This is a genomic window from Polycladidibacter hongkongensis (genome assembly GCF_001561995.1).
Taxonomy (GTDB): domain Bacteria; phylum Pseudomonadota; class Alphaproteobacteria; order Rhizobiales; family Stappiaceae; genus Pseudovibrio; species Pseudovibrio hongkongensis.
In genome coordinates this window covers 84,021-105,598 of sequence record NZ_LLWC01000008.1, presented here as the reverse complement: position 1 = coordinate 105,598, position 21,578 = coordinate 84,021, and the positions used below count along the sequence as shown (strand labels likewise).

General features: G+C 52.1%; 21 protein-coding genes. 9 read left to right on the top strand and 12 right to left on the bottom strand.

Annotated features, from left to right (window positions below; genetic code table 11):
• Positions 1-9 precede the first annotated feature (9 nt).
• The 5 genes from AYK82_RS01680 to gloB all read right to left on the bottom strand — a co-directional run bounded on the left by AYK82_RS01680 (position 10) and on the right by gloB (position 5,252).
• The gene (locus tag AYK82_RS01680; RefSeq protein WP_068310664.1) at positions 10-1,359 is read right to left on the bottom strand and encodes an anti-phage deoxyguanosine triphosphatase; all 1,350 of its coding nucleotides are present in this window, start codon (positions 1,357-1,359) and stop codon (positions 10-12) included.
• 98 nt (positions 1,360-1,457) lie between these two features.
• Positions 1,458-2,357, bottom strand: coding sequence for a sigma-70 family RNA polymerase sigma factor (locus AYK82_RS01675; RefSeq protein ID WP_068310662.1), 900 nt, complete (start codon positions 2,355-2,357; stop codon positions 1,458-1,460).
• A gap of 3 nt (positions 2,358-2,360) precedes the next feature.
• Complete coding sequence (locus AYK82_RS01670; protein ID WP_068310660.1) at positions 2,361-2,810, bottom strand: carboxymuconolactone decarboxylase family protein; 450 nt, start codon at positions 2,808-2,810, stop codon at positions 2,361-2,363.
• A gap of 143 nt (positions 2,811-2,953) precedes the next feature.
• Entirely contained in the window at positions 2,954-4,180 is a 1,227-nt protein-coding gene (locus AYK82_RS01665; protein WP_068310658.1) for an argininosuccinate synthase, read from the bottom strand.
• Between the two features lie 298 nt (positions 4,181-4,478).
• The gene (gloB, locus tag AYK82_RS01660) at positions 4,479-5,252 is read right to left on the bottom strand and encodes a hydroxyacylglutathione hydrolase (protein WP_068310656.1); all 774 of its coding nucleotides are present in this window, start codon (positions 5,250-5,252) and stop codon (positions 4,479-4,481) included.
• A 176-nt stretch (positions 5,253-5,428) separates the two neighbouring features.
• On the opposite strand from gloB, the gene AYK82_RS01655 reads away from it, so the two are divergent.
• The gene (locus tag AYK82_RS01655) at positions 5,429-6,223 is read left to right on the top strand and encodes a class I SAM-dependent methyltransferase (RefSeq protein ID WP_068310654.1); all 795 of its coding nucleotides are present in this window, start codon (positions 5,429-5,431) and stop codon (positions 6,221-6,223) included.
• Between the two features lie 27 nt (positions 6,224-6,250).
• Here the strand turns inward: AYK82_RS01655 and metW are convergent, their stop codons facing one another.
• Together metW and metX are read right to left on the bottom strand one after the other, a co-directional pair.
• Positions 6,251-6,874, bottom strand: a complete 624-nt coding sequence (metW, locus tag AYK82_RS01650; protein ID WP_068310652.1) for a methionine biosynthesis protein MetW — start codon at positions 6,872-6,874, stop codon at positions 6,251-6,253.
• 9 nt (positions 6,875-6,883) lie between these two features.
• A complete protein-coding gene (metX, locus tag AYK82_RS01645; protein ID WP_279626406.1) occupies positions 6,884-8,062 on the bottom strand; it encodes a homoserine O-acetyltransferase MetX in 1,179 nt (392 codons plus the stop codon).
• A 309-nt stretch (positions 8,063-8,371) separates the two neighbouring features.
• Here metX and hisC point away from each other — a divergent pair, with 309 nt between their 5' ends.
• From hisC to AYK82_RS01625, 4 genes are all read left to right on the top strand, one after another.
• Complete coding sequence (hisC, locus tag AYK82_RS01640; RefSeq protein ID WP_068310650.1) at positions 8,372-9,478, top strand: histidinol-phosphate transaminase; 1,107 nt, start codon at positions 8,372-8,374, stop codon at positions 9,476-9,478.
• 9 nt (positions 9,479-9,487) lie between these two features.
• Positions 9,488-10,423, top strand: a complete 936-nt coding sequence (locus AYK82_RS01635; RefSeq protein WP_068310648.1) for a prephenate/arogenate dehydrogenase family protein — start codon at positions 9,488-9,490, stop codon at positions 10,421-10,423.
• 173 nt (positions 10,424-10,596) lie between these two features.
• On the top strand, positions 10,597-12,183 hold the full coding sequence (locus AYK82_RS01630) for an alkaline phosphatase D family protein (protein ID WP_068310645.1): 1,587 nt from the start codon (positions 10,597-10,599) through the stop codon (positions 12,181-12,183).
• 174 nt (positions 12,184-12,357) lie between these two features.
• Complete coding sequence (locus tag AYK82_RS01625; protein WP_068310643.1) at positions 12,358-13,308, top strand: sterol desaturase family protein; 951 nt, start codon at positions 12,358-12,360, stop codon at positions 13,306-13,308.
• Here AYK82_RS01625 and AYK82_RS01620 read toward each other — a convergent pair.
• The 3 genes from AYK82_RS01620 to typA all read right to left on the bottom strand — a co-directional run bounded on the left by AYK82_RS01620 (position 13,283) and on the right by typA (position 16,112).
• Positions 13,283-13,804 carry a hypothetical protein gene (locus AYK82_RS01620; RefSeq protein WP_068310641.1) on the bottom strand — a complete coding sequence of 174 codons (522 nt, stop codon included), beginning with the start codon at positions 13,802-13,804 and terminating at the stop codon, positions 13,283-13,285. The two genes, AYK82_RS01625 and AYK82_RS01620, sit on opposite strands and share 26 nt — an antisense overlap.
• The gene (locus AYK82_RS01615) at positions 13,801-14,190 is read right to left on the bottom strand and encodes a hypothetical protein (RefSeq protein WP_068310639.1); all 390 of its coding nucleotides are present in this window, start codon (positions 14,188-14,190) and stop codon (positions 13,801-13,803) included. Before AYK82_RS01615 ends, AYK82_RS01620 begins: the two co-directional genes overlap by 4 nt.
• A gap of 104 nt (positions 14,191-14,294) precedes the next feature.
• Complete coding sequence (gene typA, locus AYK82_RS01610; RefSeq protein WP_068310638.1) at positions 14,295-16,112, bottom strand: translational GTPase TypA; 1,818 nt, start codon at positions 16,110-16,112, stop codon at positions 14,295-14,297.
• A gap of 755 nt (positions 16,113-16,867) precedes the next feature.
• Between typA and AYK82_RS01605 the strand changes: the two genes are divergently transcribed.
• From AYK82_RS01605 to AYK82_RS01590, 4 genes are all read left to right on the top strand, one after another.
• Positions 16,868-17,344 carry a MarR family winged helix-turn-helix transcriptional regulator gene (locus AYK82_RS01605; protein ID WP_068310636.1) on the top strand — a complete coding sequence of 159 codons (477 nt, stop codon included), beginning with the start codon at positions 16,868-16,870 and terminating at the stop codon, positions 17,342-17,344.
• Between the two features lie 206 nt (positions 17,345-17,550).
• Positions 17,551-18,327, top strand: a complete 777-nt coding sequence (folP, locus tag AYK82_RS01600; RefSeq protein WP_068310634.1) for a dihydropteroate synthase — start codon at positions 17,551-17,553, stop codon at positions 18,325-18,327.
• On the top strand, positions 18,324-18,854 hold the full coding sequence (gene folK / locus AYK82_RS01595) for a 2-amino-4-hydroxy-6-hydroxymethyldihydropteridine diphosphokinase (RefSeq protein WP_068310632.1): 531 nt from the start codon (positions 18,324-18,326) through the stop codon (positions 18,852-18,854). Before folP ends, folK begins: the two co-directional genes overlap by 4 nt.
• A 184-nt stretch (positions 18,855-19,038) precedes the next feature.
• Entirely contained in the window at positions 19,039-19,428 is a 390-nt protein-coding gene (locus tag AYK82_RS01590) for a hypothetical protein (RefSeq protein ID WP_156453233.1), read from the top strand.
• A 16-nt stretch (positions 19,429-19,444) separates the two neighbouring features.
• Here AYK82_RS01590 and AYK82_RS01585 read toward each other — a convergent pair whose 3' ends face one another.
• Both AYK82_RS01585 and AYK82_RS01580 read right to left on the bottom strand, forming a co-directional pair.
• Positions 19,445-20,695, bottom strand: a complete 1,251-nt coding sequence (locus tag AYK82_RS01585) for a quaternary amine ABC transporter ATP-binding protein (protein WP_068310628.1) — start codon at positions 20,693-20,695, stop codon at positions 19,445-19,447.
• An 11-nt stretch (positions 20,696-20,706) separates the two neighbouring features.
• Positions 20,707-21,564: an ABC transporter permease gene (locus AYK82_RS01580; RefSeq protein WP_068311276.1), complete on the bottom strand. Its 858-nt coding sequence runs from the start codon at positions 21,562-21,564 to the stop codon at positions 20,707-20,709.
• Between the last annotated feature and the right edge of the window lie 14 nt (positions 21,565-21,578).

Genomic DNA, 21,578 nt, shown 5'->3' with positions numbered 1-21,578 from the left:
CAGTGAGTGCTACAGCCTATCAAATACTGAACCCATGTGAGGGCTAAACAGACGGTCGTATGTTTTCAGCAATGTTGCGTCGGTCATGGAGGCGATATAATCGCAGACTATACGCAGGTCCTTTCCGGCGCCGTCAAAGCGATGGAAATGCTCTGCTGGCAAAAGCCGCTTGGGGTTGCTGGCAATGACCTCGAAGACCTGCACCACCATTTGCTGGCCTTTAAACTCTAGGTGCTGCACATTTGGGCTAAAGATCAGCTCATCCGCCACCAGTTTCTTAAGGGCGTCGAGGAATGGCTTTCTATCACTTGCCATTTGAACCCGATAACGCAGCAGTGGCTCCTCAAATTCTGGAAGCTCGATAAACTCAACTCCTCTGATGAAATGGCTCACCAGCAAAGAAATCATCATTTTACGTTTGCCGCTTTGGGAGAACAGCGCATCAAGCAAGCGATCATAAGGGTTGTTACCCGCTTTATCTGGGTAATCGGATATTTGTTCCTCCAAGAAAGCACGGCATATATCTTGCGAGATTGCGTTTTGGAATGCTTCTCTTTTTATAAGGCCAAGTTCAGTTGCATCTTCAAGGTCGTGAACCCCGTAGGCGATGTCGTCAGCGATATCCATGAAGGAGCAGTCCAGCGACTTGTGTCGTGTTTTGCTATGCTTGCCGTCTCGTGGTTTGACGTCTGTGAAACGTTTTCTGTCAGATTGGCTCAGGTGCTGAAGGAGCCATTGAACCGTATTCTCTTCGCTTGCCATATAGGACTTGGGCGGGGCGCAGCTTTCAGGGTCTAGTATACCCAGAGTACTTGGAGTGCTTAGCAATTTTGGTGAAAGCGTCGGATTTTTTAGCTTCTCTAGCGTAACAGGATACTTGAGAAGGCCCAGCAAACTGCGGCGAGTTAGATCAGCGCCGTGATCTGATGAGTAGCTTTCCAACTTGGCGAGTATGCGCAGGGTCTGGCCGTTGCCCTCAAAGCCGCCATGATCACGCATGCAATAGTTGAGTGCGACTTCGCCGCCATGCCCGAAAGGGGGATGGCCGAGGTCGTGAGCTAATCCAAGAGTTTGTACCAGAGGCCGACAGGGCAGTACGCTACGGGCAGGATGCTCTGCGGGTGAAGTGTGTTCTATTTGCTGTAGCAGACCACCTGCGATCTGAGCAACTTCCATGGAGTGGGTGAGCCGGGTGCGATAAAAATCACTGTCACCTAGGTTCAGGATTTGGGTTTTGCCTTGCAGACGGCGGAAGGCACCTGCGTGCACGATACGGGCATAATCCACTTCGAAGGGACTGCGAAAATCCTTTTTTCTTAACGTTTTTCCGCTTTTCCGTTTCGTCCAGATCGCGCCCATTGAAAACTCTTTAGAAAATCTATGATGCTTCTGACACTAGCGTTTCATCAGCGAAAGGAGAACAGCGCTTTTGCCTTTTCCCGTGAGAAGCTTGCGAACTACTGTATTGCGAAAGCAGGTTGTGCGAAGGATTTTAGCTTGTCCGGGTTGCGGATAACAAAGATCTTTTGGACCTTATTGCCAGTTTGCAAGCAAATGAGAGTTTCAGCTCCTGTTGGGCCAACGGAAAGCAGGGCGGGCTCACCGTTTGCTTCCACCTGCTTGAACGTAAGCCCGTGCCAAAACTTTTTGTAGAGCCCTTGAAGCAGGCGGGTGACGCGGTCTGCACTGTAGATGATGTTAATGGTGGAGGGCACTTTGCCGCCGCCATCTGACCAGAACTCAACATCTTCGGCGACAAGTTGGGATATGCCCTCTACGTCTCCTGCCAAGAGTGAGATGAAAAATTTGTCAGTGAGTTCTTCGAGGTTTCGGCGCTCCGCCTCAGTTGGCAGTGTACCATCTAAGCGTTGGCGCGCGCGGTAGACCAACTGCCTGCAAGAGTTCTCCGTTTTATCCAGAACAGCACTTATTTCGCGGTAGTTCAATTCCAGAAGCTCGGCAAGAAGAAAGGCCGCGCGTTCGTTTGGTGGCAGAGTTTGCATGGCGTGCATCATAGCTAAGGAAAAGCGATCTCTGCGCTCCGCCGGATCTACAAAATCGATCAGGATTTCCGCGCTGATGGGCTCGGGCAGCCATACGCCGACATAGTTCATTCGGGTGTGCCGCGAAGATTTAAGCACGTCGAGGCAGATGTTGGTGCAGGTTTTGTATAGCCACGCCTTCGGATGTTGAATTTGCGCGAGCTCTTGTTGCAAAAAGCGAACAAACGTGTCCTGCAATGCATCGTCGGCACTATCAAGCGTGCCTAACATGCGATAAGCCAAAGAGCGCAGTTTCCTGCGCTCCGAGGTGAACAGCGAACTGTGGTTGGGGATCTCTTTGTTCACGATTGGCATCTTCTAGTGCTCCATACCGTTGTGGGCAGCGATGTTGACGCGGTTCCACGCGTTAATCATTGCCACATCATAACTAAGTGACCGCACGGCGTCTGTATCGTAATGGAGTTGCAGCTTTGTGTAGAGCTTTGTGAGCAACTTTGAGTGTTTGGTGCTCGGGTAGGTGAGGGCTTCTGCCCATTCCAAAGCAGCACGCTCGGCCGCCGAGAAGCCCTCGGCATCGCGCCATATGGCGAGCAGATCCAAGCGCTCTTGAGTTTCGCCGTCTTTCCTAGCTTCCGCCAGATGCATATTCAGGCAGAAGTTGCAGGCGTTTAACTGAGAGATTCTGATGCGGATGAGGTGTCTGGTTTTTGCGGGCACTGGTGCTTCAGAAAGGACGATTTCTGTTGCTTGCATGCCCTTAAAAAAGGGGTCTTTGCTGTCAAAAAGTGAAAATCTCGGGGTTGCCATTCGGGTATCCTTTGCTTGTTAGATACTTGAATGACGAGTGGGCGCTGGCTTTCGTTACATACCGGATCCCGGTTTTGGCGAATTTAATAAAAAACCCGCCCAAGCAGTGCCGGGGCGGGTTTTTTATTGGTGCTGAGCTGAGATCAGACGCCGACTTTTTTGCGGCGGTTGGCCAGCGAGCGCAGGCGCAGTGCGTTCAGGCGAATGAAGCCTGCTGCGTCTTTCTGATCATAAGCGCCGTGATCATCTTCAAAGGTGACCAGCTCTTCAGAGTAAAGCGAGTTTGGCGAAGCGCGGCCAACAACAATCACGTTGCCTTTGTAAAGCTTGAGCTTAACGGTGCCGGAGACCGGCTCCTGTGATTTGTCGATCAATGCCTGCAACATCTCGCGCTCTGGAGAGAACCAGAAGCCATTATAGATGAGCTTGGCGTAGCGGGGCATCAGCTCGTCTTTAAGGTGCGCGGCTTCGCGATCCATTGTGATGGATTCGATTGCACGGTGCGCAGAGAGCAAGATGGTGCCGCCCGGGGTCTCATAGATACCGCGGGATTTCATGCCGACAAAGCGGTTCTCGACCAGATCCAAGCGGCCAATGCCGTTGTCGCGGCCGTAGTCGTTCAACTTGGCGAACAGGGTCGCAGGAGACATGTGCACGCCATTGATGGCGACGGCATCACCTTTTTCAAAGGTAATTTCGATCTCTGTAGCTTGATCCGGTGCGGTTTCCGGGCTGACGGTGCGCTGGAAGACGTAGTCTGGTGCTTCCTCGTTTGGATCTTCCAGAACTTTACCTTCGGAAGACGAGTGCAGCATATTGGCATCTACGGAGAATGGTGCCTCGCCGCGCTTGTCTTTTGGAACCGGGATCTGGTGCATTTCTGCGAAGTTAAGAAGATCGGTGCGCGATTTGAAAGACCAGTCGCGCCATGGCGCGATTACTTTGATGTCTGGGTTCAGCGCATAGCAGCCGAGCTCGAAGCGAACCTGATCATTACCCTTGCCGGTGGCGCCGTGTGCGACAGCATCTGCGCCGGTTTCCTCGGCGATCTCGATAAGGCGCTTGGAAATTAGCGGACGGGCAATGGAAGTGCCGAGCAGGTAAACGCCTTCGTAGACGGCGTTTGCACGGAACATCGGGTAGACGAAATCTTTGATGAATTCTTCACGAAGATCATCAATGTAGATTTCTTTAATGCCCATCATCTCGGCTTTTCGTCGCGCTGGTTCCAGCTCTTCACCCTGACCTAGGTCAGCAGTGAAGGTAACCACTTCGCAGCCGAGTTCTGTTTGCAGCCATTTGAGAATAATCGAGGTGTCGAGCCCGCCGGAATAGGCAAGCACAACCTTTTTGATGTCGCCGTGGGCCATAGATTAGATTCCAAATTCTGGTTAATGCGTAAAACGCTAGCGTTGCGCACTCTAAACACCGCAGGTGCTAAAGCAAGCGATTTTGCGTGTTAGGCTTTTGCAGTACATTCAGAGGCTGTGAAGAACGACATGCTTGCCGGATCGCTTAGTTCGCGCATTGTATTTTGTTTATCTAACTGATTTATTTACATAATAATGGATAGGGATATCTGATATACTAGAGAGTGCCCTGGGGTGTTTTTTGCGGTGTGGAGGGCACCTGCTGCGAAAGTTCAAGCATTCTCAAGTGTTGTAAGTGCTAAAAGCGGTCTTTATGGTGACGCAGTTGGGTAAATACTTCCACATCACTAGCTGAAGCCATACCAATCGCGCGGCGCAAGGCGACATCTGACGTGCGCAGGAACGGGTTGGTCTTCAGCTCTTTTTCCATGGTTGTTGGCAGTGTGTGGCCGCCTTTTGCCAAGATGCTTTCGACTTCGGCAGCGCGTGCTAGTAGCTCCGCGTTTTCAGGATCAACGCTTAGGGCAAATTTGATATTGCTTGCGGTGTACTCATGCCCACAGAAGATGCGTGTTTGCGGGGGGAGCGTCCGCACCAAATAGTCAAGAGAAGCGTGCAACATGGGGGCATCGCCCTCAAATACGCGCCCGCATCCGACGGAAAACAGCGTGTCGCCGGTGTGCGCAAAACCGGCTTCTTCAAACCACCAGCTGAGGCTGTCCAAAGTGTGGGCCGGTGTACTGAGCGCTTGCGCGCGCAAGTCCCCAATCATTATGTGGTCGCCGTCTTCGACACCGATATCCATAAAGGACAGCGCCTGCCTGGAGCGGGCATTGCCAGTCACCTTTGCGCCTGTTTCCCTCGCCAAATCGGGAATACCGGCGACATGATCTGAATGATGGTGAGTGACAAGAATGTCGGTAAGATTCCAGCCCTTTTTCTCCAACTCGTCCAGATAGGGGCGGGTTGCTGCGGCATCAATTGCGGCGGTGGCGCCTGTTGCCTTGTCGTGGACGAGGAGCCCGAAATTGTCGCCTTCACAAATAAAAAGATGAGTTTCAAAATTCAGCATGTCGTTTGCTCCCGGCACAGGCACATATAAAAACCGTTGTTAGGGTTTGTCGAATTCTATCCTACCACAGCTTGAGGCCGTTTGCCGCCAATTCAGCAGAATGGAAATCTAGGTGTTGCACCTCAGGCCAATCGACCCCATAAACTTATAAGTAGGTGCGATTGAGCGGGATACCCATGTTTCTTGATGTAGTTCATCTGAAAGAATTCTACGACCTGCCAATGGGGCGTATGCTACGCGTGTTGATCAATCGTCGGGTGCGCAGATTGTGGCCGGAAATAGATGGGCACTCTCTGCTAGGTCTTGGCTACACCGGCCCCTTTTTGCGCCCTTATCTGAAGGAAACAAACCGGATTTTTGCCGGGATGCCCGCTGCGCAAGGGGTGGTGAAATGGCCTCGCGAGAGCCACTACGCCAACAAAGCTTTCTTGTGCGATAGTGATGAATTGCCGCTTCCAGATTCCAGCATTGACCGGATTATTCTGGTGCATGCTTTAGATATGTCCAACAATCCGACCGGGCTGCTCAATGAAGTGTATCGGGTGCTGGCGCCGGGTGGGCGTATAATTGTGATCGTGCCGAACAGGCGTGGAATTTGGGCGCAATCGGAGGCCTCGCCATTTGGTTATGGTACGCCCTATTCCCGTTCGCAGCTGGAAGGGCTGCTTGGTTCGCACAGCCTGAAGGTGACAGCACGCGAGGAAGCGCTCTATCTACCGCCGACAAAATCCAAGTTCGTTCTTCGCAATGCGAGGGTTTTTGAACGTATAGGCGCGGTCATCGGCAGCAGCTTTGCCGGGTTGCTGGTGCTTGAGGCTGAAAAGCAGGTGTATCGCGGTGTGCCGACGCGCGGTAGCCGGGTGGCGCGCGTGTTGCGTCCCGTGTTTTTGCCAGAGGGCAAGCCTGTTGGCGTGCAGGCGCGGCGGAAAGCCGATGAGAGCAAAGAGCAGCAGCCAAGCCCAAGCCATTAGGCGGTGAACAGGCTACTGCACTGCGCGTTACTTTTTCTCCAAGAGAAAGATGGCTTGATCTCCGATCAAGTTCCAAACCCACCAAGGCGCGTTGAAGCCGATAGGTAGGCCTTTCTCGTTCAGAGCTTCGGCACGTAGCACACGGGCGCCTACCTCATCAGCAAGGGCGACAAAATCTCGGATGGTACAGAAGTGGATGTTGGGTGTGTCGTACCATTCATAGGGAAGGTAATCTGTCACCGGCATGCGTCCGCGCCAAAGCAATTGCAGGCGGTTGCGCCAGTGGCCGAAATTTGGGAAGGAAATCACGGCCTTCTGCCCAATGCGCAACAACTCCTCCAAGACGCCTTTCGGGTCCATAGTGGCTTGCAGGGTTTGGCTTAGGATCGCATAGTCAAAGGCATCGTTCGGGTAGGCTGAAAGATCCTTATCAGCGTCGCCTTGCACAGCGGGCAGGCCGCGCGACACGCATTCATTCACGCCGGATTGGGAAATTTCGATGCCACGGCCATCGACATTTCTGGTGGCGATGAGCAGCTCCAACAGCTCACCCTTGCCACACCCGATATCAAGCACGCGAGCGCCGGGCTTTACAAAATCGCAGAGGATTTGATAGTCGCCACGCACGGCGCTAAGGTCTGTTTGGCTCATAGCGGGCTCCTATTGCTGCGCTTCTTGTTCTGTTGGGTTGGCATCTGGCCCGGCAATACCGCGCGCATTGGCTGCGCCGATGAGGAAGCCGCGCATTGTCTTGAACATTTCCGGTTCGTCCAGCAGGAAAGCATCATGGCCGCGACTGGAATCGATTTCGACGAACGAGACATTCGCGCCAGCAGCGTTCAGCGCGTGGACGACCGATTTGCTTTCAGATGTCGGGAACAGCCAATCCGTGGTGAAAGACATGACACAGAAGCGCGTGTTGGTTTGCATGAATGCCCCAGCGAGCAAGCCATCATGCGGGGCAGCTAGATCGAAGTAATCCATGGCCCGAGTGACATAGAGATAGGAGTTCGCATCGAAGCGATCCACAAATGTCATGCCTTGGTGGCGTAGGTAGCTCTCAATCTGGAAATCGGCTTCAAAGCCAAAAGTTACTTTGGAGCGGTCTTGCAGATTTCTGCCGAATTTGTTGTGCAAGGATTCATCCGACATATAGGTGATGTGCGCCGCCATGCGCGCCACGGAAAGACCTTTTGTCGGGCGCAGGTCTTGCTCCAGATACTTGCCCGCACACCAATTTGGATCCGCCATTACTGCTTGGCGACCCACCTCGTGAAAGGCAATGTTTTGCGAGGAGTGGCGCGGACCGGTGGCAATAGGGACGCATGAGAACACCATTTCCGGGTAGGCTGCTGCCCATTGCAGCACTTGCATTCCTCCCATAGAGCCACCAATCACCGCGAACAGGCTGGATATGCCCAAGGCCTCTACCAGTTTGCGCTGGGCGCGGACCATATCGCCAATAGTGACGATTGGCAGATCCAACCCGTAGGGTTTTTCTGTTTCCGGATTAATGGTTGCTGGGCCAGTGGTGCCATAGCAGCCGCCAAGCACATTGGAGCAAATGACAAAAAAGCGGTTGGTATCGACTGGTTTCCCCGGACCAACCATCATGGACCACCAGCCGGGTTTACCAGTAACCGGATTGGTGGAGGCGACGTATTGATCACCGGTTAAGGCGTGGCAAATCAGGACAGCGTTTGACTTGTCGGCGTTCAGCTCGCCATAGGTTTCATAGGCGATTTGCCATGGAGCAATGCTGGTGCCCGCGTCCAACATGAGCGGATCGTCCATACCAAAACGCATCATCTTACCTGCCGGATGGGTTGCTTGATGCAAGGCAGCTCGATGAGCGGCGACGCGCTGGGCGTCGGTTTTGGCAGTGTTTGACACGCAGGTTCTCCATATATGGGTGAGTGGCCCGTCGAAAATGGGCAGATCACCTAATAACAATCAGTCATTGCTAGGGGGGCTGTGCAGTGCTGTCAATGGCAGAAGTGCTCAAGCCCAGAAGGGTTTTAGCTTATCTGCCAAGGCTTGCATACTTGAGGTTTTTCGCTGGTTTTTCGCCAAAACCAGCATTTGACAGGGGCTTGGGCATCGGGCAAAACGTAAGGCATTATCTTGTTAAACTAGGAAATTCTCGAAATGGACCAGAAAGCTTTGCGCCCAACTCCACGCGCCGGTGTTATGGATATTGCCCCTTATGTGCCTGGCAAATCCCATGCAACCGGGGGTGTGAAGTTGCATAAGCTTTCTTCTAACGAGACACCACTTGGCCCAAGCCCGAAAGCGCTAGAGGCGCTGCGCTCTATCGAAAAGCTTGAGTTGTATCCTGACGGGTCTGCCAATGAGCTGCGAGATGCAATTGCAGAGGTGCATGGGCTGAACGCGGGCCGGATTATTTGTGGCAGCGGCTCTGACGAAGTTCTGAGCCTGATTGCCTATGCTTATCTGGGCCCTGGGGACGAAGCGATATATTCGCAGCATGGGTTTCTTGTTTACAATATCGCGATTAAAGCAGCTGGTGCGACGCCAGTCATAGCACCGGAAAAAGACCTGACAACAGATGTGGACGCGATCCTTGCGCGGGTGAATGAAAACACCAAGATGGTGTTTATCGCCAATCCGAATAATCCCACAGGTACATATTTGCCATTTGACGAAGTGAAGCGCCTACACGCGGGATTGCCGCCACAGTGTATGCTGGTTTTGGATGCGGCTTATGCTGAGTATGTGCGCCGAAATGACTATGAGGCAGGGATTGAGCTTGCCAGCCGTGCTGAAAACGTAATCATGACACGCACGTTTTCCAAGGTTTATGGCTTGGCGGCTTTGCGCGTGGGCTGGGGTTATGGGCCTGCCCATGTGATTGAGGCGCTTAACCGTATTCGTGGCCCGTTTAACATGAATAGCGGTGCTATTAGCGCAGGAGCTGCCGCGGTGCGCGACCAAGCGTTTATTGAAGCTGCAGTTGAGCACAACAGCACGTGGCTGCATTGGGTGAGTGAGAAGATCAGCGCGCTTGGGTTGAAGGTTATTCCCAGTGTTGGCAATTTCGTGCTTATCGAATTTCCTGAGACAGCGGGTAAAACGGCTGCTGAGGCAGATGTTTTCTTGCAAAAACGCGGCTGTGTTTTGCGGCAAGTTGTCTCCTATGGCTTGCCCAATTGCCTGCGAATGTCTATTGGCAGTGCTGAGGCCAATAAGGCTGTTGTTGAGGGCCTGAGCGCCTTTTTGAATGAAACGGATTGATACGCAAATATGTCTGATCCCCTATTTTCCCGCGTTGCGCTGATCGGTATTGGTCTGATCGGCTCTTCGCTTGCCCGTGTTATGGCGCGCGAGAAGCTTGCCAGCGAAGTTATAATTTCCACACGCTCTGAAAGTACTCTGGCGCGTGCGGAAGAGCTTGGGCTTGGGGATCGATATTATTTGGACGCAGCGCAGGCTGTAAAAGGGGCGGATCTTGTTATTCTTTGTGTGCCTGTGGGGGCATGCGGAGCTGTTGCCAAGCATATCGGCCCGCACTTGGCCGAGGGAGCCATTGTAACAGATGTGGGCTCGGTCAAAGCATCGGTGATTGAGGCGGTGGCGCCGCACATTCCGCCGCATGCGCATCTGATTGCAGGGCATCCTGTTGCCGGTACCGAGTACTCCGGCCCTGACGCAGGGTTTGCCAGCTTGTTTGAAAACCGGCGCTGTATCCTGACACCTGACGAGACCTGCGATGCAGCAGCGCTTGGCAAACTGACAGAGTTTTGGCAGGGCTGCGGATCGATGGTAGAGACGATGGATGCGAGTCATCATGATCTGGTGTTGGCTGTGGTTTCGCATCTTCCGCATATCATCGCCTACAACATAGTGGGGACTGCTGATGATCTGGAAACCGTGACCAAATCCGAGGTTATCAAGTATTCTGCATCGGGTTTTCGCGATTTTACTCGTCTAGCGGCGTCTGACCCGACCATGTGGCGCGATGTGTGCTTGCACAACAAAGATGCAATACTGGAGATGCTTTCCCGTTTTTCCGAGGATCTTTCGGCGTTGCAGCGGGCGATCCGCTGGGGGGATGGCGAGGCGCTGTTCTCGCTGTTTACACGCACGCGTGGCATTCGCCAGCAGCTCATTGATGCAGGGCAGGAATCTCCGGCACCAAACTTTGGCCGCCAAAACGAAGCAGGCGAGCCAGCGCAATAAACGCCGTATCATGATGTTTAGCGCGAAGGCGTTTGGCGCGAATTGATAGTGTGCGCCAAACAGCTTTGCCGGGTTAGCATAAAACTGTCGTCAGCCCGACATGCGTATTTAAAAATGCTAAAATAGCGTTGCGATGTCCTGAGCTTTTCGCTCTTGAGGAGGATATTGCTGTTATGTCAAAGAAATTCAATCGCCGTAGTTTTCTAAAATCGTCCGCAGCCAGCTCTCTTGTGTTGGGAAGTGGTGTCTTGGGCTCGGGTCTAGCTATGCCCAGTCTCTCGCGTGCGGGCACGCGTCCGGTTGTTACGCATGGTGTGCAATCGGGTGATGTCAGCGTCGATCGTGGGATGATTTGGTCGCGGGCGGATCGCGCTGCGAAAATGCACGTAGAGCTTGATACATCTGATGGTTTTGCAGATCCCCTACGCTTGGCGCCGACAGATGCGTTGCCGCAGAGCGATTTTGCTGCCAAGCGCCTGCTGGAAAACCTGCCAAGTGATCAGGAAGTGTTTTACCGCATCACATTTGAAGACCTGCATGACGTCAATGCGCTGTCAGAGCCGGTTGTTGGGCATTTCCGCACCGCACCGGCATCGCGTCGTTCTATTCGCTTTGCGTGGTCAGGCGATACGGCAGGACAGGGCTGGGGGATTGATGTATCGCGCGGCGGGATGAAGACCTATGCGACGATGCAAAAGCATCAACCAGACTTCTTCATCCATAGCGGTGACACCGTTTATTCTGATGGACCGATGAAGCCAGAGGTCGAATTGCCTGATGGAAGCCTTTGGAAGAATTTGATTACACCTGAAAAATCCAAGGTGGCGGAGACGCTGCAAGAGTTTCGCGGGCAATGGAAATACAACTTGCTGGATGAAAACCTGCGTAATTTCAATGCGCAGGTGCCGACTTTCTTCCAGTGGGATGATCATGAGGTGGTCAACAATTGGTCTGGCGCGAAGGATTTGAGCGGAGATGATCGCTACACCGAGAAAAATGTAGCTTTGCTTGCCGCGCGTGCGGGGCGGGCTTTCCATGAAATGACGCCGATCAGCTACAACCCTGCTGAACCTGGCCGTGTTTATCGCCGCATTGGTTATGGACCGATGGTAGATGTTTTCTTCCTTGATCTGCGCTCATATCGTGGCCCGAACGGCGAAAGCATGGAAAACGAGATTAATGCAGCGAGTCAGTTGCTCGGTGCGGCGCAAATGCGCTGGCTCAAGCGGGAGCTTGCATCATCCAAAGCCACTTGGAAGATTATTGCCTGTGATATGCCCATTGGCCTTATCGTCTGGGATAACTGGAAGGAGAAAAGCGGCGCCGAGGCAGTGGCAAACGGAGACAATGGCGCGCCTAAGGGACGGGAGCTCGAGTTTGCCGATTTGCTGCGTTTTATCAAAGCAGCCGATATTGAGAATGTTGTTTGGTTGACGGCCGATGTTCACTACACAGCCGCGCACTACTACGATCCTAATGCCGCCCAATTCCAAGAGTTTAATGGATTCTGGGAGTTTGTGACCGGACCAATCCATGCGGGCACATTTGGCCCAAATGGGCTTGATGGTACTTTTGGCCCACAGGTGAAATTCGTGAAGGCACCTGAAGATGGCCGCGCAAATCTCTCTCCAGCGGAGGGCTTGCAGTTCTTTGGCCTTGTTGATGTTGATGGGGTGAGTGAGGAGCTAACGGTTCGCCTCATGGACAGCGCGGATAACGAGCTTTATCGGCAGGTTCTGAGCCCGGTTAAGCGCGGATAGCTGGCATTTTTTATACCTCGCCTAAAGGCTAGGCCTGACTAATGCATTGAAAGGGCGGAGGCTTTGGCTTTCGCCCTTTATTCGTTGTATTTGCAAAGTTGTTTTTTTGTTCCAGCCGGATAACCTAAACGGAAGGGTTGCTTAAGGGCGATGCAGTACTGCTGGGAGGGACCTATGGAATTTATTGATCCGATAGCCTATTCGGTGCCGGCTTTCATTTTATTAATGATTGCCGAAGGTGTGGCTGCGCATGGCAAGAGCTGGCTAGGCTACAATTTCAAGGATACGGTAGTTAGCCTGTCGATGGGGATTGGCAGTCTGGTTGTGAAGGTGGCGTTTGGAGCCGCGGTTACCTATTGGGCACTTGAGTGGTTTTATTCCTACCGCTTGTTTGCGGGCATTGAAACCACGTGGTGGAGCGTTGCCCTTTGCTATGTGCTCTATGATTTTGCCTATTTCTGGAAGCATCGCTGGGGGCATGAATATCGCTGGTTTTGGGCCAGTCATGTGAACCACCACTCCTCGCAGTTTTACAACCTCTCAACGGCGTTGCGGCAGACCTGGACGGGGACGATTGCTCTGGCTTTTGCTTTTGGGATGCCGATCACGTTGCTCGGGTTTTCGCCGGAGATGGTGTTTTTTGTTTCTTCGCTTAATCTTGTCTATCAATTCTGGATTCATACAGAACTGATTAACAAAATGGGACCCTTGGAATGGGTGCTAAACACACCTAGTCATCACCGGGTGCATCACGCCACCAATCCACGCTATCTGGATTCCAATTATGGGGGCACGTTTATCATCTGGGACAGGTTGTTTGGTACGTTTACTCCAGAGGTTGAGGAGGATCCCGTTCGCTATGGCATTGGCAAGCCGTTGGAAAGCGACAACATCTTCTATGTGGCCTTTCATGAATGGCTGGCGATTGGGCGCGATTTGCGGCAAGCGCGTCGCCTGCGAGATGTGATCGGCTACGCGTTTGGACCCCCGGGCTGGTCACCAGACGGCTCTCGTATGACAACAAAAGAGGCGAAGGAAAAATGGGCTCTTCGCCAAAAGGCGCGGCAAGACACAGCTAACATGATTGATGGCAAAAGCGCTAGCGAGTTGGAAACAGCAGAGTAAAATTCAGTTTGGCGAATGCTTGCGGCGTGCCGTCAGTTTTTGCGCCGTTCCAATACCCCTGCCCAAAGACATTCACAGGCTGATCGCCTATTTTGAAGACGCGGCCAACGCGCAAGCCTGCAGCGATGACATCAAACTGGCTTTCATTCCAGTCATAAACCCAGAAGTCATCGGGCAGGGCAGCGTACCAGCCCTTCTGGCCGAGAAGCTCGTTGAAGTGGTAGACAACGATGGGCTGGACAAAAAGCTTGTTTACATCCTGCGCGTTATCGCGGGTCTGCGCGAACGACCACAGATTATGGCCGAAGATTCCGAAGTGCACGGAATCGTTCTCTGTAAATACATTACGATAATTTGCCGCGAGAATGCCGCCGATACCTGCTTGCCATTGTCCTTCGCCGAGTGCTTCTGTGGTTGCTGTTGGGATCACAAAGGAGGCAATTGGGCCCCATTGGGCAAAGTTGCCATCACCTGACAATTCCCAACGGTGGTTCAAGCCGGTAAGTAAGTCGGTGTCCCCAATACCGTTTTTCTCTTGTCGAAGTTTACACCTGCGGTTTCTGCTGTGGACGTAAACGGGATTGTCGGGCGAGTAATAGAGGTTTGGAAATAGTTCTCAACTCCCAGATCAACGGGAATGACCGGCTGAACGACAAAAGAGTTCGACCAACCCTCAGCTCCCCACGTGGCAGGGGAGAAGTTGTCTTGTAATTGAAACTGGACGAGTGCGGCAACCGGATTGGTCGCTTGCTCTGCCAAGTCCTCCACTGCACTTGCTGCTTTTGGCATTGCTAGAGAAGCAAGCAAGATAGCCGGAATAAGATTTAAAGTTTGCCGTTTAAGAAACATCGCCGCTTTGCCCGTGAATGCGTGTAGCGGCACTTTGCCTGCTTCATGAGGGCATGAGAATCCTAGAGTTCCTTAGTGGCAAAACAAACAGGGCGGACCGAAGGGTCCGCCCTGCCAAAAATAAATGCTTAGCTGGTTTATGCCTTGCTAGCGGCACGTTCAGCGCGCTTGCGCTCATGCGGGCAAAGCAGAGCTTTACGCAGGCGGATGGATTCTGGAGTTACTTCCACCAGCTCATCATCTGCGATGTAGGAGAGCGCGGCTTCAAGGCTGAGCTTCATTGGCGTTGTCAGCTTAACAGCATCGTCCTTACCTGCAGAGCGAATGTTGGTGAGCTGCTTACCTTTGAGAACGTTGACTTCAAGATCGTTACCGCGGGTGTGCTCGCCAACAATCATACCCTGATAAACCTTGGTACCCGGATCGATCATCATCGGGCCACGGTCTTCCAAGTTGAACAGTGCGTAGGCGACGGCATCGCCTTGGCCGTTGGAAAGCAGAACGCCGGTGTGGCGACCTTGGATCGCGCCTTTGTGCGGTGCGTATTCATGGAAAACACGGTTGAAGATAGCCGAGCCGCGGGTGTCGGACATCAACTCCGCCTGATAACCAATGAGGCCGCGGGTTGGCGCGTGGAACACAAGACGGGTACGACCGCCACCGGATGGGCGCATTTCAAGCAGTTCTGCCTTGCGCTCGGTCAGCTTTTGCACCACAGCACCGGAGAATTCCTCATCCACATCGATGATGACTTCTTCGATTGGCTCGAGGCGGCCACCATTTTCATCTTCCTGATAAACAACGCGTGGGCGGCCAACGCACAGCTCGAAGCCTTCGCGGCGCATGTTTTCAATCAAGATTGCCAGCAGGAGTTCACCACGGCCAGAGACGATAAAGGCGTCCGGCTCGTCTGTGTCTTCAATGCGTAGCGCCACGTTGCCCTCTGCCTCTTTGTAGAGGCGCTCGCGGATGACGCGGGATTGCACTTTGGTGCCTTCGGTGCCTGCAAGTGGTCCGTCGTTCACGCGGAACATCATGGAGAGGGTTGGCGGGTCAATCGGCTGTGCCTGAATTGGCTCGCTCACAGATGTATCGACAATGGTGTCTGCTACCGTGGCTTTGGTGAGGCCGGCAATTGAGACAATGTCGCCTGCTTCGCCTTCTTCGATTGGCTGACGCTCAAGACCGCGGAATGCGAGCACTTTTGAAACACGCCCGTTCTCGATCAACTTGCCATCGCGAGAAAGAGCCTTCACCGCCATGTTTGGCTTAACGGTGCCTGAAGCAACGCGGCCGGTGAGAATGCGGCCAAGGAATGGATCGGACTCAATCGTCGTCGCCAGTAGGCGGAACGGGCCTTCCTCGGAGGTTGGCGGAGAAACTTTCTCGGTGATCATATCAAAGAGAGGAGCCATGCTATCCTGCGGGCCTTGTGGCTCTAACGACATCCACTCTTGCTTTGCCGAGCCGTATACCACTGGGAAGTCCAGCTGCTCTTCGTTTGCATCCAAAGAAGCGAAGAGATCAAATACCTCGTCGAGCACTTCTTCAGCGCGCTGCTCTGGCTTGTCGATTTTGTTAATCGCCACGATCGGCTTGAGGCCGAGTTTCAATGCTTTGCCAAGTACGAACTTGGTTTGAGGCATTGGGCCCTCTGCCGCGTCAACGAGTAGTACTACACCGTCAACCATGTGCAAGATGCGCTCAACTTCACCGCCGAAGTCAGCGTGGCCCGGAGTATCAACGATGTTGATGCGGGTGCCATTCCATACCAAAGAGGTGTTTTTGGCGAGGATGGTGATGCCGCGTTCGCGCTCGATGTCGTTGGAGTCCATCATGCGTTCTTCGGTCTGCTGGTTGGCGCGGAAAACACCGGACTGTTTCAGCAGGACATCGATAAGGGTGGTCTTGCCGTGGTCAACGTGGGCAATAATCGCGATATTGCGAAGTTCCATGCGGGCTCCATATGTGCGCAGGCGGCTTTGTTGGCGGCGTAGATGGCTACGCGCCCCCACCAATTGCGCAGTTGTTTGCAGAAGTTTTGAGGTCTTCTACCCTACTTTTTTGAAATTTCAAATACGAAGCGTAGTTTGATGCTTGGTTTTGCTAGGAATGATTGCTTATAGGAGCATTCCCTAGGGGAAGTGTGTCTTCATGCCAGTTGGTGTGGTGTGATACATTTCAGAAATATTGATAAAATTGGTATTTCTTATTGGGGCTCGCCGTCATTTCCAGAATGTAACAAGGTTATTATGCCGGTCATGTGAGCGAAATTTAGTTTTAAGCCGTTTTTCTGTGTGATTTATGTAAGCGTTATCAATAGAGTAAAATAATTTTACACAACTATTTGTAGTTTTAGTTTCTGAGTGCGCCTGGTTATTGCCCGCTAGATATATTAGAGCGTGTGGTGCTATGGTTGTTTTAAAATTATTCCATATAAATAACAGGTTAACTAATAACCTAGGGATATGCCGTATTGCTAAAAATAAGTTCAATTACTTATGGGCCAAAGCATAATTTTGAGATAATTCAAATATTCCCTTAGCGCCAAAAACGCAAAAATGTAGAAAAATGTTTGATCCTCTTGGGTGATGCCGTAAGGTGAAACAGCTGTCAGAAGCTAAATAATAAATGAAGTTAATAAACAGATGCTGTGATTATAAGTGCAGATCATCTTCTGACGGCGTTTGGGCTACAAGGGAACTAATAAATGGCTGTGTTACAATTAAACAGTGTGAATACACACACTGATAGGCCCCATGAAACGCTGATTTTTTTGGTGCAAGACTTTGCAAGGCTACTGCGTCGTTCGATTGAACATGAGCTGAGTCGCGCAGGGATGTCGATTACCCCTTCCGGGGCTCGCGTGCTGTTTTATGTCACGAATTGTCCGGGTCTGCGCCAAAATCAGTTAGCTGAAAGAATGTCTCTAGATCCCATGACGCTTGTGGGTCATTTGGACATGCTTGAGGAGCAGGGGTTAATTGAGCGTGTTGCGGATCCGAAAGATCGGCGGTGCAACATAATCGTTCTAACAGATAAAGCTGTCTTGCTAACTCAGCGAGTTCGGCGACTTGGCGAAGTGGTGGAGCGCAACGCTATGGGAGATTTAGGCGAGGACGAGATCTCTTTATTTCGCGACAAGCTAGAAACAATGAGAAATAATCTCATTGATCGGCTTGGTTAAGCAAAACCTTCATCCATTAACTCGGCCTAACGCTTGTTAGGCCTTTTTCATTTTTAGCTTAAGGTGGCATTTCGGCCATCAACACTTGATTTTTTCTCGGATCCAGCGCATTTGACGCCTCAATATCAGTTCATTTGCGGAATGGATGCGCCTTGGTACAAATGTTTGAGCCAGCTCTTCTTGCTGACAACAGCAGACCTCTAGTAATGGGTATATTAAATGCTACTCCAGATAGTTTTTCTGATGGGGGGCTGAATGCTGCGCCGGAAAGGGCCTATGCTCATGCTGTGCAAATGATTGCTGAGGGGGCTAATATCATTGATGTGGGCGGTGAAAGTACGCGGCCGGGTGCTGATGCTGTTAGCGTAGAGCAAGAGCAGGCTCGCGTCATTCCGGTTTTGAAACGGCTTTGTTCGCTTGATACTGTCATTTCCATAGATACCTATCGGGCAGATACCGCCCGGAAGGCCTGTGCGCTGGGTGCTAGCCTCATCAATGATGTGTGGGGGCTGCAGAAAGATCCAGAAATGGCGGATGTGGTTGCCGAAACCGGGGCGGGCATTGTCATGATGCATAACCGGCAGGGCGAAGACCGTTCAATTGATATCCTAGATGATATGTTGCGCTTCTTCGAACGTTCAATAGCGCTGGCAGAACGTGCAGGCATTCCAAAAGAGCGTCAGATTCTGGACCCCGGCTTCGGGTTTGGTAAAGTGCTTGAGCAAAACTATATGATACTGAACGGGTTTGATCGCTTGTTAGCGTTGGGTAGACCAGTCTTAGCTGGTGCGTCGCGCAAGAGGATGATAGGCGAGGTGCTAAATGTACCAGTGCAAGAGAGGCTTGCTGGCTCGCTTGCGGTGCATGTAATGGCACTGCAAAAGGGGGCAAAGATCGTGCGGGTGCATGATGTAAAGCCGCACGTAGATGCCGCAAAAATTGTGCAGGCGTATCGTAAGGTTGAGAAAGAGGCCGCGCAATGAGTGTCAAGGCAGTGCTGGCTCTTGGTTCCAATATGGGTGACACACGAGACTACATTAATCAGGCAATTTCGGCGCTTGATCGAGTGGCGGGTATTAATGTTGTTGCAAAATCCGGCGATTATCGAACCCCCCCATGGGGGCCTGTCGCTCAGGATCCCTATAGAAACTGCTGCATTTTGGTGGAAGCGACGTGCTCCGCGCACGATTTGCTACGGCATAGTCTATCTATTGAGAGTGCTCTTGGTCGTGTGCGTGATGTACGCTGGGGGCCGCGAACAATAGATATTGATCTTGTATTGTTTGGAGATGAAAAGATCAGCGATGATGTGTTGCAGTTACCACATCCACGAATGGGCGAGCGGAGCTTTGTACTCGTGCCTCTTAAAGAGTTGCTGCCAACTTATCGGTTGGAAGACGGCCGCAGTGTAGATGAAGCGATTGCAATGTGTGGAGGTGTTGGCGAGATAATCTGGTTGAACGATAATCCAGCGTTTTGCGTGGGATCTGCGGTTGCCGTTTCTGCATAGTTCCTGCGCTTTCATTGGAAGTATTCACAGTGCCACATGCGAAAGTTTGATAGGCTTATCGCCCGTGTTTTGCTAGCGAGGCATTATGTCTATTCTTCCTTATATTACAGGGGCGCCTATTTGGGTTTGGCCGCTGCTTTTCATTCTTATTTATAGTGGTTTGCAAGCTCGGAAGGCACAGGATATGACCTTCTGGCGGGTCTTGATAACTCCGTTCATTTGCGCGGTATTCGTATTGATGCGATTTTTTCGCGAGCCGCTTCCTAACGTGCTTGGGCTTCAGGTAGCTCTGTTTGGTGTGATGCTTGGTTGTTTTATTGGCGCACTTTATCAGCGCGGGCGTGTGGAGGTAATTGGCGGTGGTTTCTACCGGCTTAAGGGAGAGTGGTTGACTCTCGTTCTTTATCTGGCGCTGTTTATCATTGCATATGCTGAGGGAGTTTGGCGTGCAGTGACACCTGATACTTTTGAGGGACCGTTGCTGTCCTTGTCTTTTCTGTTCATTTTTTGCTCTTCAGCCGGTGTGTTTTGCGGCCGGTCAATTGCAATACTAGGAAAAACGCCCGCTAGATAAGCGGGCGCTTTATCACTTATGACGCTTTAGGCATGTCCTTAGCGGTATCGCATTCTTTGCGCTGATCAATCGTGGCTTCGTCTGCCTCATCGTCTGGAGGCGTGAGCACGGTACCGACTTCGATGGGGCATAGTACCCCCTCTAGATGTCCGTCTTCATTTACGACAGGTACCGGATAGTCTGCTTCAAGCGTGGCGGGGAGAGCTTGTTCTAGCGTGCTGTCAGGTTCCAGTGTTTCACCGCTGTCTGCATAATCAAAGAGTGAAGGCGTGTTGCCGGGCTTGGCAATTTCCTCGACCAACTCATCTTTGGTCACAACACCGCGATACTCTTCGTTTTCAACCACATAGCAGTAGTCCTCACCGCGTTTGCGCATCTCTGACAGAGCTTTTTCCATGTTATCATGGGTGATGCGTAGCTCAGGTGGTTGCATCACCGTTTCGACTGTCAACACGCGGGCGCGGTTTACATCGCGCACAAAATCAGTGACGTAGTCATCTGCTGGATTGGTGAGAATGTCTGCTGGGGTGCCGACTTGAGAAAGCACGCCATCTTTCAAGATGGCGATCTTGTCGCCGATGCGAAGTGCCTCATCAAGATCGTGGGTAATGAAGACAATTGTTTTTTGAAGCTTCTCTTGCAGCTCGACAAGTTGGTCCTGCATTTGTGAGCGAATTAGCGGATCTAGCGCAGAAAATGCCTCGTCCATGAGGAGGATATCTGCGTCTGTTGCCAGTGCGCGGGCAAGGCCGACGCGTTGCTGCATTCCGCCGGAAAGCTGACTTGGATACTGGTGTGAGAAGCCGGTGAGACCAACTGCGTCAATCCATTCCTCAGCCTTTTCATGACGCTGATCAGCGGGGATTCCTTGAATTTCTAAGCCGTAGGCCACGTTTTGCAAAACAGTGCGATGTGGCAGAAGGCCGAAGCGCTGGAAGACCATGCTCATGCGCTTGCGGCGGAAGCTTTCAAGCTCTTTGATCGACAGAGAGATTACATCTTGATCATCAACCAAGATTTGACCGTCTGTCGGGTCGATCAACCTATTGAAGTGGCGAATGAGTGTGGATTTCCCCGAGCCGGAAAGGCCCATAATCACGAAAATTTCGCCTTTTTCGATATTGAGGGAGACTTCGTGGAGACCAAGAGTGTGGCCGGTTTCCGCTAGCAACTGCTCTTTCCCCATGCCGTTTTTGACAAGTGGAAGGACTTTTTGCGGGGTTGGCCCAAAGATCTTGGTAATGTTTTTTACTTGGATGAGAGACATGTGCCTTGACCTTATGAACGGACCTTACGGTGGGCCTGCATGCGCTGACCAGCTGCCTGGGTTATTCTGTCAAACATGATCGCGAGGATCACAATGGCAATGCCGCCGATCAACCCTTGACCGCTGTCATTGCGTTGAAGGCCAAGCAGTACGGTTTCTCCGACACCGCGTGCACCGATCATGGATGCTATGACAACCATGGCCAGTGCCATCATCATGGTTTGGTTTATACCTTGCATGATCGCTGGTAGCGCGAGTGGGATTTGCACGCCTCGCAGAATTTGCCAACGGGTGGCGCCGAAGGCGCGACTAGCCTCAACCACTTCGCCATCCACCTCGCGAATGCCTAGGTCCGTGAGGCGCACGAGTGGCGGTGCTGCGTAGATGACCGTTGCAAGAATTGCGGGCATTTTCCCAAGACCGAACAACATCGCGGCGGGGATTAGATAAACGAATGCCGGGATCGTTTGCATTAGATCGAGTACAGGGTTGATAAAGGACCGAAAGCGATCAGATCGGGCGGCGGCGACGCCAGTGGGAATGCCGAGGATGATCGAGATCAGGACTGCGATCAGCATAATAGCTATGGTTTGCATGGCTTGTTGCCATAGACCGAGCGTGCCGATGAACCACATTGCCGCCATCATGGCGATGCTGAGGGCCCATTTGCGGCTGGAAGCGTAAGCGAGCGCGCCAATGAGTAACAGGATTATGATTGGATCAGCGGCGCGAAGCACGCGCTCTAGCTTGACCAAGAAAAACAGGATGAAGTTTGAAAAAGCTTCAAAGCTGTCGCCAAAGTTTATGACCAGAAAATCAACGAACTGGTTGGTCGTATTTCTGATAGCTCTCCCGAAGTCCGGGAACAGGACAAAGTCCATGT

Bases quoted from the DNA above. Each gene is read 5' to 3' on its own strand.
- AYK82_RS01680 (WP_068310664.1), bottom strand. From the start codon at position 1,359: ATGGGCGCGATCTGGACGAAACGGAAAAGCGGAAAAACGTTAAGAAAA.
- AYK82_RS01675 (WP_068310662.1), bottom strand. From the start codon at position 2,357: ATGCCAATCGTGAACAAAGAGATCCCCAACCACAGTTCGCTGTTCACC.
- AYK82_RS01670 (WP_068310660.1), bottom strand. From the start codon at position 2,810: ATGGCAACCCCGAGATTTTCACTTTTTGACAGCAAAGACCCCTTTTTT.
- AYK82_RS01665 (WP_068310658.1), bottom strand. From the start codon at position 4,180: ATGGCCCACGGCGACATCAAAAAGGTTGTGCTTGCCTATTCCGGCGGG.
- gloB (WP_068310656.1), bottom strand. From the start codon at position 5,252: ATGCTGAATTTTGAAACTCATCTTTTTATTTGTGAAGGCGACAATTTC.
- AYK82_RS01655 (WP_068310654.1), top strand. From the start codon at position 5,429: ATGTTTCTTGATGTAGTTCATCTGAAAGAATTCTACGACCTGCCAATG.
- metW (WP_068310652.1), bottom strand. From the start codon at position 6,874: ATGAGCCAAACAGACCTTAGCGCCGTGCGTGGCGACTATCAAATCCTC.
- hisC (WP_068310650.1), top strand. From the start codon at position 8,372: ATGGACCAGAAAGCTTTGCGCCCAACTCCACGCGCCGGTGTTATGGAT.
- AYK82_RS01635 (WP_068310648.1), top strand. From the start codon at position 9,488: ATGTCTGATCCCCTATTTTCCCGCGTTGCGCTGATCGGTATTGGTCTG.
- AYK82_RS01630 (WP_068310645.1), top strand. From the start codon at position 10,597: ATGTCAAAGAAATTCAATCGCCGTAGTTTTCTAAAATCGTCCGCAGCC.
- AYK82_RS01625 (WP_068310643.1), top strand. From the start codon at position 12,358: ATGGAATTTATTGATCCGATAGCCTATTCGGTGCCGGCTTTCATTTTA.
- typA (WP_068310638.1), bottom strand. From the start codon at position 16,112: ATGGAACTTCGCAATATCGCGATTATTGCCCACGTTGACCACGGCAAG.
- AYK82_RS01605 (WP_068310636.1), top strand. From the start codon at position 16,868: ATGGCTGTGTTACAATTAAACAGTGTGAATACACACACTGATAGGCCC.
- folP (WP_068310634.1), top strand. From the start codon at position 17,551: ATGGGTATATTAAATGCTACTCCAGATAGTTTTTCTGATGGGGGGCTG.
- folK (WP_068310632.1), top strand. From the start codon at position 18,324: ATGAGTGTCAAGGCAGTGCTGGCTCTTGGTTCCAATATGGGTGACACA.
- AYK82_RS01590 (WP_156453233.1), top strand. From the start codon at position 19,039: ATGACCTTCTGGCGGGTCTTGATAACTCCGTTCATTTGCGCGGTATTC.
- AYK82_RS01585 (WP_068310628.1), bottom strand. From the start codon at position 20,695: ATGTCTCTCATCCAAGTAAAAAACATTACCAAGATCTTTGGGCCAACC.